We start from the raw sequence: 14,416 nt of genomic DNA on the forward strand, positions 1-14,416 counted from the left end.
TGCACACTCCAAAGGCGGCGGAGGCAACGCTCCAGTCCTACGTCCGCACACAGACCCGCGCAACCGCTTACCGCGCGTCCTCCGGGTGTGGGCCACGATCGCTCGTGCTGCCCCTTCGGTTCAGCTCAGGAGGCGGCGGGTTGCTTCGGGGAGGGCTTGGGCGACGGTGATGGCGGTGATGGGTCCGCCGTCGGATGCGAGGTTGGCTGCGGCGGCGTGCAGGTACGCGCCGACGCTCGCCGAGTCGAGGGGAGTCAGACCGCCGGCGAGAAGGGCGCCGCAAAGGCCGGCGAGCACATCGCCGGCGCCCGCTGTCGCGAGCCATGGAGTGGCGTTCGTGTTCACCCGGACCTCACCGTCCGGACTGGCGATCACGGTGGTGGAGCCCTTGAGCAGGACAGTCACGTCGAAGGTCTCGGCCGCGAGCCGCGCGTACTTCAGCCGCTCGGCCTCGACGGTCGCGCGATCGACACCGAGCAGACGAGAGAGCTCGCCGGCATGCGGTGTGATCAGTACGTCGACGTGGTCGCCGGAGTCGTCCAGCGCCTTCAGACCGTCCGCGTCCAGGACGACGGGCTCCTCGGCGTCGAGCAGTTCGCGGATCCGGGGGATGTCGAGCTCGTCGCCGAGCCCGGAGCCGATGGTCCACGCCTGCACCCGGCCGTCGCCGACGACCTCCGGGTGGGCTTCCCGTACGGCGCTCGCCACCGCATCCGGGCCGACGTACCGAACCATGCCGACGGGGCCGGCGAGGGCGCCCGCGGTGGCGATCACCGCGGCGCCTGGGTATTGGGTGGAGCCGACCATCAGGCCGAGGACGCCGCGGGAGTACTTGTCGGACTCGCCGTGCGGGATGGGATAGAGCGCTTTGATGTCTGCGGCTTGGAGCGCCTGCACTTCCGCATGCGGGAGGTCGAGTCCGATGTCGACGAAGTGGACCGGACCGCAGGCGGTGGCGGCGGGGTCGACGAAATGGCAGATCTTGTGGGTGCCGAACGTGACGGTGAGCGCGGCGTTCACGTGCGGCTCGGGCGTCTCCCCGGTGTCCACGTCGACACCGGACGGCGTGTCGACAGCCACAATCGGTACGCCGTACCGCTCGGCAACCTGCATCACAGCAAGCGCCTCAGGCCGAAGCCCCGGCCGCCCACCGATCCCCACAATCCCATCCACCACAACATCAGCCCCGGCAACCGCACTCTCGGCGGACGTGGTGGGGATGGCTCGACCGCCAGCTGTTTTGAGGGCGGCGAGGCCGGCTGCGTGCGTCTTGTCCGACAGCAGGACGGCGGTGACCTGCGCGCCGCGGCGGGCGAGTTGAGCGCCGGCGTACAGGGCGTCGCCGCCGTTGTCACCGGAGCCGATCAGCAAGACCACGCGGGCGCCGTACGTGCCGCCGAGGAAGTTGCTGATGGCAACCGCCAGCCCGGTCGCCGCACGCTGCATCAACGAGCCCTCCGGGAGCCGCGCCATCAGCTCCGCCTCAGCCGCCCGAACCTGCTCGACCGTGTGCGCACGACGCATGCTCAACCCTCCAGGACGACCACGGCGGAGGCGATGCCGGCGTCGTGGCTCAACGACAGGTGCAGGCTCTGTACGCCGAGTTTGGCCGCCTGCGCAGCGACGGTCCCGGTGATCTCCAGCCACGGCCGCCCCGTCTCGTCGGTCTGCACCTCGGCGTCGTGCCAGTGCATGCCCGCAGGCGCCCCGAGCGCCTTCGCCAACGCCTCCTTGGCCGCGAACCGAGCCGCCAGCGACGCCGGCGGCTTCACCGCCTCCACGGCAGTAAACACCCGATCCCGCAACCCCGGCGTACGCTCCAGCGTCCGCATGAACCGATCCACGTCGACCACATCAATACCCACGCCGACGATCATGCAGCCCACCCTAACCGCGCTGTGGACTGGCGGATCCGCAGGTCGACCGCCAGGTCCAGGCGGAGGGCGGTGGGGGTGCGGCCCCGGGAGAGATCGAGTACGACGCGGGTCGCGAGCTCAGCCATCTGCTGCAGGGGTTGATGGACCGTGGTGAGGGTCGGAGTCACCCATTGCGCCACCGGAAGGTCGTCGTACCCAACCACCGAGAGGTCCCGCGGGACCTCCAGCCCCAGTTCACGGGCGGCCTGGTAGACGCCCAGTGCCTGCATGTCGCTACCGGCAAAGATCGCAGTTGGTCGGTCAGTCAGGCGGAGTAGGGCGAGCGCCTCGCGATGAGCGCCAGCGACCTCGAAGTCCGCCCAGCGGATCAGCTCCGGATCGATCTCAACGCCGGTCGAACGCAGCGCATCGGTGTAGCCGTCGACGCGTTGCCGCGAGCACAGCGTCTCGATCGGACCGCCGATCATCCCGATCCGGGTATGTCCGAGCGTCCGCAGGTGCGTCGTCGCCAGCCGGCCGCCGTTCCAGTTCGCGGAGCCGATCGACGGTACGTCGTCCCCCACGTCGCCGACCGGATCGACGACCACGAACGGGATCCGCCGCGCCTCCAACTGCGCGCGCTGATCGGCGTCCAGGTCCGAGAACACCATGATCACGCCGAGCGGCCGCCGGTTCAGCACCGACTCGATCCACTCCTGCCGCGGCCGGAGCGCCCCGCCGCACTCGGACAGCACCAGTTCGACGCCCTCGGCGCGGACGACCTCCTCGACGCCGCGGATCAGCTCCATCGCCCACTCGCCGCCGAGCTGGTTGAACACCAGGTCGATCATCGGGCCGGCCGCCGTACTCGAGCTCCGCCGCCGATACCCGTGCTCCTGGATCAGGCTCTCGATCCGCGCCCGGGTCGCCGCCGCCACGTCCGCGCGCCCGTTCAGCACCTTGGAGACGGTCGGCACCGACACCCCGGCCTGCTCCGCAATTTTCGCGATGGTCGGCCGCTCGGCCACGACACCTCCCGATCCGAAACTTTCGAACCAGCCTAGCGATGAATCGTGCGGCTGTGGGCATCCGCTACGCCGGAAAGCCGGTAGAAGAACGTGTTGACCTGGTCGCGCCACTCGCGGGCGTTCGACAGGTGGGTCTCGAAGCGGGCGGTGATGTTCGTGCGGATGGCCGGCTCGAAGCGCTCGGCGATCACCCGCCAGCGCGCGACCATCGCCTCAACCTCGGCGTACCCCTGGAAATGCGTGTCGTAGATGTGCTGCAGCACGGTGCTCCCGCTCTGCAGCACGTGGTCGTAGGGCACGTGGTGGAAGAACAGCAGCAGCTCGTCGGGACAGGTGTATACGTCCTCGTACAGACTCGCGAGCGGCTCCGGATACTGCCCGGTGAACCCCGATCCCGTCTTCACGGTCCGGTCGACGCCGACGCCGTACCGATCCGCGAAGTGGTACGTCCCCGCGCCCGAGAACTCGTACCCGTTCACGCTCGGCCCGTAGTGCGTTCCCGGCGTCACCATGAACCCGACCCCGAGTGGTGCGGTGTACCGCTCGTACGTCTGCCACGAGCCGGACAGAATCGTCACCAGCTCGCTCCGGGTCCGGTCGTCCATCGCGAACGTCGCGGCCGCCCACTCGTGCAGCAGGCTGACCGGGTCCGCGCTGGGGTCCCATGCCAGCCGCCCGAACGCGTAGAGGTTGCTCTGCGCAAGCTTGTGCCCGGTCCAGTTCAGGTCGTCGCCGACGTTGGACACGGCAACGATCGCACCGATGCGGTCGGCAACGGTCACGCCGCCGCCACCGGTCGTGTCGAACTGCAGGATCTCCCGCCACCAGGGCCCCAGGTAGCACAGGTCCTGCTGCTGACCGGAGTACTCCTGCGTGACCTGCAACTCGACACCGAAAACGGTTTCCTGGAATTCCCCGAGCAGCGGCGCGACGGGCTCCCGGACCTGGAAGTCCAGCGGTCCGTGTTTGACCTGCAAGACAACGTTTTCCTCGAACCGCCCGTCCAGCGGGATGAACGCGTCGTACGCCGCCCGCGCCCGATCCGCCCGCCGATCCCGCCAGTCCTGTTCGGGTTCCGCGCCGGAACATCGCCAGAAAACGCTGCCGCCGTACGGCGTCACTGCCCGCGCCAGCAGATTCGCACCCTCGGGATCACGGGCCGTCCGTACGACGAGGCCGCCGAGGTCCGGTACGACGTCGTACACCCGGGCGATCGTGGCGGCCCACCAGCGCGCGACCCGCTCGTCGCGCGGGTCGTCGATGAAGTCGACCGCGAGGCTCATCGCGATCCCGTACTCGCGGAAAACGCCGGCCAATCGCGCCACATCGGGCAGCTCGGCAGTGGCGAGTGCGACTGCGTTGATCCCGATCGACGCCAGCAACCGCGCGTACGCCCGGACCCGGCTGAGGTCGGGCACCACCTCGCCGTCACGGAAAAAGATCGATTTTCCCGAGTATCCGCGCCGTACGACACCAGACAGTTCGTCCCAGTGGTCCAGCATCCGGATCGGTACGGCGGGCTGCTCGACGACGGTGAAGTCGCCGCTCATCCACTCGAAGTACCGCAGCACGTAGAAATACCCGTACAGCAAGCCGTGCCCGCCCTCGGCCGCGACGACCAGATCGTTGCCCCGTCGCACCACCACGAACCCCTCGACGCCCAGCCCGTGCTCAGGCACGGCGGCCTCGACCTCCTGCCAGAGAGCGGTCTCCCGGACCCGGGTCAGCGTGCAGACCGCGATCTGTACGTCGGTGCGGAAACGGCGCGTCTGCCGAACCTCAGCCCGGATCGTCTGCGCGAGCACGCCCGACGCGTGCACAGTCACCTCGGGCAGGCGTTGCGTACCAAGCCAGGCGGAGTCGCCGGTCATGGGGCCTCCCGGTCTGGACTGAGGAGCGGAGGGAGCGAAGCGACCGTAGCGACGAGGGAAGACCGGGAGTTGAAGCCCCAGGACCCGCCGCGCCGGAGGCGTGGCCTCAATACCGTCATCGAGCGCTGATACTTACACACCAGACGGTCACCACCTGGTGACCGAAAGTTTCGAGACCGTACCGTAGCTGAGACACTCCGAGACACTCTGAGACCAAGGCCACGCCCGCCCGATGTGGGTGCATCGCACACCGATGGGAAGAATGGGCCACATGCTGCAGCCGTCGCGGGAGGTGACTCCCTATACCGAGCTCGATCGGGCCACCTGGGCGCAACTGGCCGAGACCACCATCTCCCCGCTGACGGCGGACGAGGTCGAGCGGTTACGCGGTCTGGGTGACGAGATCGACATGGACGAGGTCCGTGAGGTCTACCTCCCGCTGTCCCGGATCCTCTCGCTCTACGTCCGGCACGCCCGCGCGCTGCACGCCGACACCGAGAGCTTCCTCGGCAAACCGGCCGAGACCCGCACCCCGTTCGTGATCGGGATCGGCGGATCAGTTGCCGTCGGCAAGTCCACGACCGCGCGACTGCTGCGCGAGCTGCTGGCCCGCTGGCCCGAGCACCCGCGCGTCGCGCTCGTCACCACCGACGGGTTCCTCTGGCCGAACGCCGAACTCGAGCGCCGCAACCTCATGCAGCGCAAGGGCTTCCCGGAGTCGTACGACCGCAAGGCGCTGCTGCGCTTCGTGGTCGAGGTGAAGTCCGGGATCGACACGGTCGAGGCGCCGGTCTACTCCCACCTGCACTACGACCGGATGGACGGCGTACGGACGACCGTCGAGCAACCCGACATCCTGCTCCTCGAGGGCCTGAACGTCCTCCAGCCGGCGCCCCGGCACGCGGACGGCAAGAGCGGCCTCGCGGTCAGCGACTTCTTCGACTTCTCGGTGTACGTCGACGCGGCCGCCGACGACGTCCGCTCCTGGTACGTCGCCCGCTTCCTCAAACTCTGGGAAACGGCGTTCCGCAATCCCGAGTCATACTTCGTCCGGTACGGCGAACTCAGCCGCGAGGAAGCGATCAAGAAGGCCGAGTCCCTCTGGGACGGCATCAACGGCCCGAACCTCCGCGAGAACATCCTCCCCACCCGCTCCCGCGCCACCCTGGTCCTCCGCAAAGGCGCCGACCACGCCGTCCGCTGGATCAGGCTACGGAAGCTCTGACTGCGGGTACGACGGCCAGCGCGACGACTGCGGCTGTCAGGGCGAACGCCACCGGGTAGCCGGTGCCGCCGACGATTGCGCCGAAGGCCAGTGCGCCGAGTCCCCAACCTCCGTCGTACGCGAGGTTCCAGAGAGCGCTGACCTGGCCGTAGCGGGAGCGGTCGACGCGGTTGTACATCAGCGTCAGCGTCAGATTCTGCGCGGCGCCGAAGCCGGCCCCGAAGCAGGTGGAGCCGATCAGGATCGCGATCGGGCTGGGCAGGAAGATCAGCGATCCGGCCCCGACAGCGGCGAGCAGGAGCGCCGGCGCGAGCAACTTCGCAGGCCCGACACGATCGGCATACCGCCCAGCCAACCAACGCGCGGCCGGCGCCGCGATCGCCTGCAACAGAAGGGCCGACGCGATCATCGACTGCCTGTCCCCAGCAACAGCCAGCGGCAGGAACGTGACGCTGATCCCAGCCGCCACAGTCACCGCAGCGAACACGAGAGTCGGCATCAACAACCCACTCCGCCGTACGCCGCCCAGCACCTTCACGTGCTGCTCTTCGACAGCGATCCGCGCCGGCAGACCGACCAGCATGACGAGCCCGGCCAACGACGAGACAGCCGCCAGCACGAACAACGCACCGAACCCGATGACATCGATCAGGTAAACCCCGAGCGGCAGCCCGATCACCGCAGGCACCCCAACCGCCACGCCGTACACCCCAAGCGCTTCACCCCGACGAGCCGGCGGGGTGATGTCAGCAACCAGCGCCACAGCCCCCACAACCAAAATCGCCAACCCCGCACCACGCACGATGCACACGGCCAGCACGACCGGCAGCGAAGCCGACGCCAACAGAACCAGCGAAGGCGCCCCAAGCAGAACCAGCCCCAACCCCAGCACAACCTGGTACCCCCACCGCGCCAACATCCGCGGCACCACCAACTCAACCCCCACCGCAGCAAACATCATCGCCGCGGTAGACAGCCCAGCCCCCACACCCCCAGCCCCATTGGCCGCCAAATACATCGGCACCACGGAGGTCAGCAGATACATGCTGAGGCCCGACCCAAACACCATCACCAACAACCGCACCAACTGGCTGCTCATGAGCGGGCTGACGCTGACTGTCGGGATCTCGCACGCGGTGGTCATACCTAGAAGTTAGAGAAATACCGGTACGCCCTACAGATCCAGTTCCCCACCACCAGAGAGGACCAGTTACCACATCACTTTGTCGACATGGCGCTCAGATACCCTCCTCTCGTGGGACGTCCCGTCCAGGTATGGCTGGCACCGGCCGGTGCCGAGCCGCGGCCGGCGGCCCACGATCTCCTGCTCGAGCTCGCCGGCACGCTCGTCGACCGGCCAAGGCTGAGCCACGACAAGAGCGGTCGACCACACATCCCCGGGTTGGCGGTGAGTGTCTCCTACTCGCAGCAGCTGGTTGCTGTTGCTGCGGCGTACGGCGGGCCGGTTGGGGTTGATCTCGAGGAAGTCCGAGGGCGGGATGTCGCGGGGCTTGCGGAGCGGTGGTTTGGGGCGCGGGAGTTGGAATGGATGGGGCGGCAGGAAGATGAGCTGGTCGCGTTTCTTCGGTTGTGGACGAGTAAGGAGGCGGTGGGGAAGGCGCTGGGGCTCGGGCTTGGGGAGGCGGGGTTGCGGCGGGAGATGCCGTTGGGGGGTGGTGCGGTTGAGTCTGTGCCTGGGTTGGTCGTGACGCACGTGCCCTGGCCGGGGGCTGTGCTCACTGTGGCGGCGCCGACCAGCCGCGTGGAGGTCAGCCGGCGGTCACCGACTCTTGACCCATCGTGCGCGCGTGGGTAACTTTCGCGTCGCGGGGGAGTATCTGTAATTCACTTACTTTGGCGTTCGCCCCTGCCCGCCCGGACTGAGTTGGTGACACCGATGGAACTGACCCGACGCCAGACTCTCGGACTAGCGGCGGCTACCGTCGCGGGATCGACGGTCGCCGCCACCACGACAGCAAGCGCGAACACCAATCGCTGGGTCCGCGACACCCTGCACCGGATGACGCTGGAGCAGAAGGTCGGCCAGCTGTTCGTCTGCTACGCGTACGGCCCCGCCGCCGACACCGCCGACGCCCGCAACACCAGCCTGTACGGCGTGGCCACGCCGGCCGAGGTGGTCGCCAAGTTCAACCTCGGCGGCGTCATCTACTTCACCTGGACCGACTCGACAAAAGACCCGCAGCAGATCGCAGGCCTGTCGAACGGCCTGCAAAAGGCATCGATCACCAACACCGGCATCCCGCTGCAGATCAGCACCGACCAGGAGTACGGCTCGGTCGTCCGCGTCGGACCGCCCGCGACCCAGTTCCCCGGCGGTATGGCGCTCGGCGCGACCCGCTCGGCCGCCTTCGCGCGCGAAGCGGGCGCGATCGCCGGTCGCGAACTGAAGGCCCTCGGCATCACCACCGACTTCGCCCCGGACGCGGACGTCAACGTGAACCCGCTGAACCCGGTGATCGGCGTCCGCTCGGCCTCGTCCGACCCGGCGCTGGCCGCGGAGATCGTCGCCGCCCAGGTGAAGGGCTACCAGCGCGACGGCCGGATCGTCTCGACCGCGAAGCACTTCCCGGGCCACGGCGACACCGAGACCGACAGCCATGTCGGGATCCCGGAGATCCACCACACCCGCGAGGAATGGACCACGATCGACCTGCCGCCGTTCCAGGCCGCGATCCGGGCCGGCATCAAGTCGATCATGACCGCGCACATCGTCGTGAAGTCGCTCGACCCGTCCGGCGACCCGGCGACGTTGAGCCGGCCGATCCTGACCGGGATCCTGCGGCAGCAGCTGCGGTTCGACGGCGTGGTGATCACCGACTCGCTGGGGATGAAGGGCGTCCGGGACAAGTACGGCGACGCGGAGATCCCGCTCCGGGCGATCGAGGCAGGCGTCGACCAACTGCTGATGCCGGTCGATCCCGGTCTGGCGTACAACTCGGTCCTCGACGCCGTCCGCAGCGGCCGCATCTCCGAGGCCCGCATCGACGAGAGCGTCACCCGCATCCTCGCGCTCAAGCACGAGGGCGGTCTCGTCGACAACCCGTACGTCGACCTGTCCAGCATCGCCAAGATCGTCGGTACGCCGGCCAACTATGCCGAGGCCCAGCGCATCGCGGACCGCAGTACGACGCTCCTGCGCAACGACGCCGACCTACTCCCGCTCTCCCCCGCGCCGCGCAAGATCGTCGTCACCGGGTACAGCCCCACCAACCTGGCGACCGCCCTGCAGAAGCGGGGCGCGACGACGACCGTGAAGGACACCGGCTCCACGCCGACCGACGCGAAGATCGCCGACGCCCTGGCAGCCTCGGCCACCGCGGACCTGACCATCGTGCTGACCAACAAGGCCTGGGACACCGAGGTCACCGACAAGCTGGCCAAGCAGCAGAGGCTCGTCAACGGCCTGCTCGCCACCGGCCGCCCGGTGATCGTCGTCCCGGTCCGCGACCCGTACGACGTCGCGTACTTCGAGCCAGTGTCGACGGCGTTGGTCACGTATGGCAGCACCGTGGTGTCGATGGAGGCACTCGCCAAGGTGCTGTACGGCGAGATCGCGCCGACGGGCAAGCTGCCGGTGGAGATTCCCGCCAAGCCGGACCCGAACAGCTCGGCGACGGTCCTACACCCGTTCGGTCACGGGCTCACGTTCGACCCGCGGGTGACCCGGCTGACTGTTGCCTCGTACAACATTCATGCCGGCGCCGGCGAGGACAACGTTTTCGACCTCGACCGGACCGCACAGGCCATCAAAGCTTTGAACGCGGACATCGTCGGGCTGCAAGAGGTCGACGTTCATTGGGGCGACCGCAGCCAGTGGCTGGACACGATCGCCGAACTGGCCGCCAAGCTCGGGATGTACCCGGCGTTCGCGCCGATCTACGACCTCGACCCGGCCACGGCCGGACAGCCAAGGCGCCAGTACGGCGTGGGCGTGCTGTCCCGCTTCCCGTTGGTGCGGACGGAGAATCACCCGATCACGCGGCTGTCGACACAGGACCCGAACCCGGTGCCCGCTCCGGCGCCGGGATTCCTCGAGGTCGAGGTCGATGTCCGTGGGCGGCGGGTGCACGTCTACTCGACCCATCTGGACTACCGCGGCGATCCGACCGTGCGGACGATGCAGGTCGCCGACACCGTCAAGATCCTGGCGCAGGACCGCCGGCAGGATCTGCAGATCCTGGTCGGCGACTTCAACGCTGAGGCCAGCGCGCCGGAGCTCGCCGGGCTCTGGACGCGGCTGACAGACTCGTGGACCGCCGCCCGTGAGACCACCGGCGGACCGAATACCTACCCGGCGGTCGCCGCGAACAAGCGGATCGACTTCGTCACCGTCGGCAAGGGCCTGACTGTGCGGAGCGCCGAGGTACCCGCCGAGGTCCCGGTCGCCGAGGCCGCCAGTGACCACCGTCCGATGATCGCCGACCTCTCGTTCCGTTCCTGAGGAGACCTCTCATGAAGCGACGCAGTTTGCTCGCCGGCGCCGGTGCAGTCGCCGCCGCCCCACTGATCGACGTACCCCAGGCACACGCTGGGCAGGCCGTTTCCAGCCGCAAGGTGATGACCGGCGCCGAGGTGCTCGCGAAGGACGACTGGCGCGCGTTGTCCGGCCAGAAGGTCGGCGTGATCAGCAACCCGACCGGGATCCTGCCGGACTTCACGCACGTCGTGGACACCATGCACGCGTCCGGCAAGGTGAACATCGTCGCGGTGTTCGGTCCAGAACACGGTTTCCGCGGTAGCGCGCAGGCCGGTGGTTCGGAAGGCGATCACGTCGATCCGCGCACCGGGATCATGGTGTACGACGCGTACGGTGCGAACGCCGACAAGTTGGTGAAGCTCTACACCCAGTCCGGCGTGGAAACCGTTGTCTTCGACATCCAGGACGTCGGCGCCCGGTTCTACACCTACATCTGGACGATGTTCGAGGCGATGCTCGCCGCCGTCCGCACCGGCGCCCGCTTCGTCGTCCTCGACCGCCCGAACCCGGTCGGCGGGTACGCGCGCGGCCCGATGCTGAAACCCGGCTACACCTCGGGCGTCGGCAAGAAGGAGATCCTCCAGCAGCACGGCATGACCGTCGGCGAGCTGGCCCGGATGTTCGACGCCGAGTACCTGCCACTGGAACCGAACGGCGGCCGGCTCAAAGAGCTCAAGGTCATCGAGGTGTCGAACTGGAAGCGCGACCAGCTGTACGACGACACCGGCCTGACCTGGGTGATGCCGAGCCCGAACATGCCCACCCCGGACACCGCGCTGCTGTACCCGGGCCTGTGCCTGTTCGAGGCGACCAACATGTCCGAGGGCCGCGGTACGACGCGACCGTTCGAGCTGATCGGCGCGCCGTACGTCGACTACAAGTGGGCGCAGGCGCTGCAGACCAAGAACATCCCGGGCGTCGCGTTCCGCGAGGCGTACTTCACGCCGACGATCAGCAAGAACGCCAACGTACTCTGCGGCGGCGTCCAGGTGCAGATCACCGACCCGCACCGCGTCGAGGCGATCACCGCGGCGACGCACATGATCGTCGAGGCCCGTAAGCTCTACCCCGAGTTCACCTGGCGGGCGGAGACCCCACCCGGCCGGTGGATCGATCTGCTCACCGGGTCCGATCGGTTCCGCACCATGCTGCTGGCCGATGCGAGCGCGGACGAGATCGTCGCCGCCTGGAGGTCCGAGACCGACGCCTGGACGGCTCGGCGGGCGAAGTACCTTCTCTACAAGGGAGCACACCGGTGAAACGGTGGGCTTGCCTCAAAATCGGTACGGTCACGACGATTTCTGCGGTGATACTCACGATGGCTTCCCCTGCTGTTGCTGGCGGCAACAACTCCGGCCGGTTCGACCAGCCGTACGACGGCTACGCGCCGAAGACCACGCTGCTGCGCGACGCGACCCCGGCGAAGGCCGGCCTGGACCCCGCGCCGATCGACGCCGCGCTGGCCCAGGTCGCCGCCTGGACCCAGCCGAGCGGCGCGACGAAACCGTTGTACGCCGGCGCCGTCACGTTGCTCGGCCATGACGGTCAGATCGTCACCCGGACGGCGACCGGCCTGGCACTGAAGTACGCCGACGGGCAGGGCACCGAGCTGCCGCCGGACCAGCAGATTCCGATGCGCACCGACACGATCTTCGACATGGCCTCGGTGTCCAAGCTGTTCACGTCGATCGTCGTGCTGCAGCTGGTCGAGAAGGGCAAGGTCGACCTGGACGCGCCGATCGCGACCTACATCCCGGAGTTCGCGGAAAACGGCAAGGAAACCGTTTCCGTCCGGCAAGCGCTCACGCACACCAGTGGATTTCCGTCCTGGCTCCCGCTGTGGAGCGCCCAGCCGGATCCCGAGTCCAGACTGCACATGGCGCTGACCGCGAAACTGCAGAACCCGCCCGGTTCGACGTACCTCTACAGCGACCTGAACCTCATCGCGCTCGGCGAGCTCGCCCACCGGGTGACCGGGAAAACGCTGGACAAGCTGGTCGCCGACGGGATCACCAAACCGCTGCAGATGCGCGACACCGGCTACAACCCGGACCCGAAGAAGAAGCCGCGGATCGCCGCCACGGAGTACCAGGCCTCGCCGCCGCGCGGCATGGTGTGGGGCGAGGTGCACGACGAGAACGCCTGGTCCCTCGGCGGTGTCGCCGGCCACGCGGGCGTGTTCAGCACGGCCGACGACATGGCCGTGCTGGCGCAGACGTTCCTGAACGGCGGCAGCTACCGCGGCGCCCGGATCCTCAAGGAATCCTCGGTGACCGCGATGATCACGAACTTCAACCAGGGCTTCCCCGGCAACGACCACGGCCTCGGCTTCGAGCTGAACCAGCGCTGGTACATGGGCGGCCTGTCCGGACCGCGCACGGCCGGCCACACCGGCTACACCGGTACGTCGCTGGTGATCGACTTCGACTCCCGCTCGTTCGCGATCCTGCTCAGCAACCGCGTGCACCCGAGCCGCAACTGGGGCAGCAACAACCCGGCCCGCCGCGCGGTCGCCCAGGGCCTCGCACTCGCCCTCGGCGTCGGCCCGCGGCACGGCAAGGACGCCTGGTTCTCCGGTACGACGGACAACGCGACCAGCACGCTCGACGCGAAGGTCGCCGTACCGGCCGAAGGTGCGAAGCTCGCGTTCGACCTGTTCGTCGACACCGAGGTCTCCGACCTGCTGTATCTCGAGACCTCCACCGACGGAACGACCTGGACGAAGGTTCCGTTCTCGGTGCGCGACCGGGGCTCGGTGATCGACACCGACGGCTCGATCAGCGGCTCCGGCGACCGGCACTGGCACCAGGTCACCGCAGACCTCACAGCGGGCGAGCAGACCATTCGCTGGCGGTATACCTCCGACCCGCTCCACCAGGGCCGCGGGGTGTACGTCGACGGTGTGAAGATCACGAGCGGGACTGGTCTTCTTCTCGACGGTGAACGAATGCCTGAATCATTTACCGCAACAGGTTGGAGACTTTCGCGTCGGTGACCCCATCTCGTGCATAGTCGCCGTACCGTGGCTGCCATGAATTCAACAACCTCTCCAGAACCCACGGGGCCGCTGCTGGTCCGGGTCCGCGCGGTCATGCCCGCGCTGGCGCCGGCCGAGCAGCGGGTGGCGAACGCGGTCCTCGCGGACCCGGGCGGAGTGGCGGCGATGACGATCTCCGAACTGGCCGAGGTGGCGTCCACCTCGGAGACCACGGTCATCCGGTTCTGCAAGCAGATCGGCGTCCCCGGCTATCCGCAGCTCCGCCTGCAACTGGCGGCCCAGTCGGCGCAGGAGAGCATGCGGCCGGAGGTGGGCGGCGACATCGAGCCCGGTGACTCGCTGGCCGACGTGGTCCGCAAGGTCGCTTTCGCCGACGAGCGGGCGGTCCGCGAGACCGCGCAGCAGGTTGACGTCGACGCGCTCGCCAAGGTTGTCGACGCGGTCGTGAACGCGTCGCGAGTGGACCTGTACGGGTTCGCCGCCAGCGCGTTCGTCGCGCAGGACCTGCAGCAGAAGCTGCACCGGATCCGCCGCGTCTCGTTCGCCTGGTCGGACGTGCACATCGCGCTGACCAGTGCCGCGTTGCTCGGCGAGGGCGACGTCGCGATCGGCATCTCGCACACCGGCACGACGGTCGAGGTCGTCGAGGCGCTCGAGGAGGCGGCCAAGCACGGCGCCACCACGGTCGCGGTGACAAACTTCCCGCGCTCGCCGCTGGCCCGTACGGCGGACCTGGTCCTCACCACGGCGGCGCGCGAGACGACGTACCGCTCGGGCGCGATGGCCAGCCGGATCGCGCAACTGACGGTGATCGACTGCCTGTTCATCGGCGTCGCGCAGCAGGTGCTGCCGGACGCCCGGAAGGCCCTCGAGGAGACCGCCAGCGCGGTCCGCGGGCACCGGCTCAAGGGATCCGACTGAGGACAATCGTTCCGTCAAC

The 14,416-nt window shown here is 68.4% G+C and carries 11 protein-coding genes; 6 read left to right on the forward strand and 5 right to left on the reverse strand.

Annotation, left to right across the window (positions count from 1 at the left end):
• Nucleotides 1–120: 120 nt before the first annotated feature.
• From EV649_RS17935 to EV649_RS17950, 4 genes are read right to left on the reverse strand one after another with little or no spacing between them, the layout of a single operon-like run.
• Nucleotides 121–1,524, reverse strand: coding sequence for an NAD(P)H-hydrate dehydratase (locus EV649_RS17935; RefSeq protein ID WP_130384580.1), 1,404 nt, complete (start codon nucleotides 1,522–1,524; stop codon nucleotides 121–123).
• A 2-nt stretch (nucleotides 1,525–1,526) separates the two neighbouring features.
• Nucleotides 1,527–1,877: a holo-ACP synthase gene (locus tag EV649_RS17940; protein WP_130384581.1), complete on the reverse strand. Its 351-nt coding sequence runs from the start codon at nucleotides 1,875–1,877 to the stop codon at nucleotides 1,527–1,529.
• Nucleotides 1,874–2,884 (reverse strand): LacI family DNA-binding transcriptional regulator, encoded by a 1,011-nt coding sequence (locus EV649_RS17945; protein WP_130384582.1) that lies wholly within the window; start codon nucleotides 2,882–2,884, stop codon nucleotides 1,874–1,876. Before EV649_RS17945 ends, EV649_RS17940 begins: the two co-directional genes overlap by 4 nt.
• 32 nt (nucleotides 2,885–2,916) lie before the next feature.
• The gene (locus tag EV649_RS17950; RefSeq protein WP_130384583.1) at nucleotides 2,917–4,755 is read right to left on the reverse strand and encodes an alpha-glucuronidase; all 1,839 of its coding nucleotides are present in this window, start codon (nucleotides 4,753–4,755) and stop codon (nucleotides 2,917–2,919) included.
• 271 nt (nucleotides 4,756–5,026) lie between these two features.
• Between EV649_RS17950 and coaA the strand changes: the two genes are divergently transcribed.
• Nucleotides 5,027–5,980 (forward strand): type I pantothenate kinase, encoded by a 954-nt coding sequence (gene coaA, locus EV649_RS17955; RefSeq protein WP_198682544.1) that lies wholly within the window; start codon nucleotides 5,027–5,029, stop codon nucleotides 5,978–5,980.
• On the opposite strand, the gene EV649_RS17960 is transcribed toward coaA, so the two are convergent.
• Nucleotides 5,961–7,124 (reverse strand): MFS transporter, encoded by a 1,164-nt coding sequence (locus EV649_RS17960; RefSeq protein WP_198682545.1) that lies wholly within the window; start codon nucleotides 7,122–7,124, stop codon nucleotides 5,961–5,963. The two genes, coaA and EV649_RS17960, sit on opposite strands and share 20 nt — an antisense overlap.
• Nucleotides 7,125–7,235: 111 nt before the next feature.
• On the opposite strand from EV649_RS17960, the gene EV649_RS17965 reads away from it, so the two are divergent.
• The 5 genes from EV649_RS17965 to EV649_RS17985 all read left to right on the forward strand — a co-directional run bounded on the left by EV649_RS17965 (nucleotide 7,236) and on the right by EV649_RS17985 (nucleotide 14,397).
• Complete coding sequence (locus EV649_RS17965) at nucleotides 7,236–7,796, forward strand: 4'-phosphopantetheinyl transferase superfamily protein (RefSeq protein ID WP_198682546.1); 561 nt, start codon at nucleotides 7,236–7,238, stop codon at nucleotides 7,794–7,796.
• Between the two features lie 81 nt (nucleotides 7,797–7,877).
• Nucleotides 7,878–10,442, forward strand: a complete 2,565-nt coding sequence (locus EV649_RS17970; RefSeq protein ID WP_157996258.1) for a glycoside hydrolase family 3 N-terminal domain-containing protein — start codon at nucleotides 7,878–7,880, stop codon at nucleotides 10,440–10,442.
• Between the two features lie 11 nt (nucleotides 10,443–10,453).
• Complete coding sequence (locus EV649_RS17975) at nucleotides 10,454–11,737, forward strand: DUF1343 domain-containing protein (RefSeq protein WP_130384585.1); 1,284 nt, start codon at nucleotides 10,454–10,456, stop codon at nucleotides 11,735–11,737.
• A 59-nt stretch (nucleotides 11,738–11,796) separates the two neighbouring features.
• A complete protein-coding gene (locus EV649_RS17980) occupies nucleotides 11,797–13,473 on the forward strand; it encodes a serine hydrolase domain-containing protein (RefSeq protein WP_130384586.1) in 1,677 nt (558 codons plus the stop codon).
• Between the two features lie 36 nt (nucleotides 13,474–13,509).
• Complete coding sequence (locus EV649_RS17985; RefSeq protein ID WP_130384587.1) at nucleotides 13,510–14,397, forward strand: MurR/RpiR family transcriptional regulator; 888 nt, start codon at nucleotides 13,510–13,512, stop codon at nucleotides 14,395–14,397.
• The last annotated feature ends 19 nt before the right edge of the window (nucleotides 14,398–14,416 follow it).

Origin of the sequence: Kribbella sp. VKM Ac-2569, assembly GCF_004216905.1 — a bacterium.
Lineage (GTDB): Bacteria > Actinomycetota > Actinomycetes > Propionibacteriales > Kribbellaceae > Kribbella.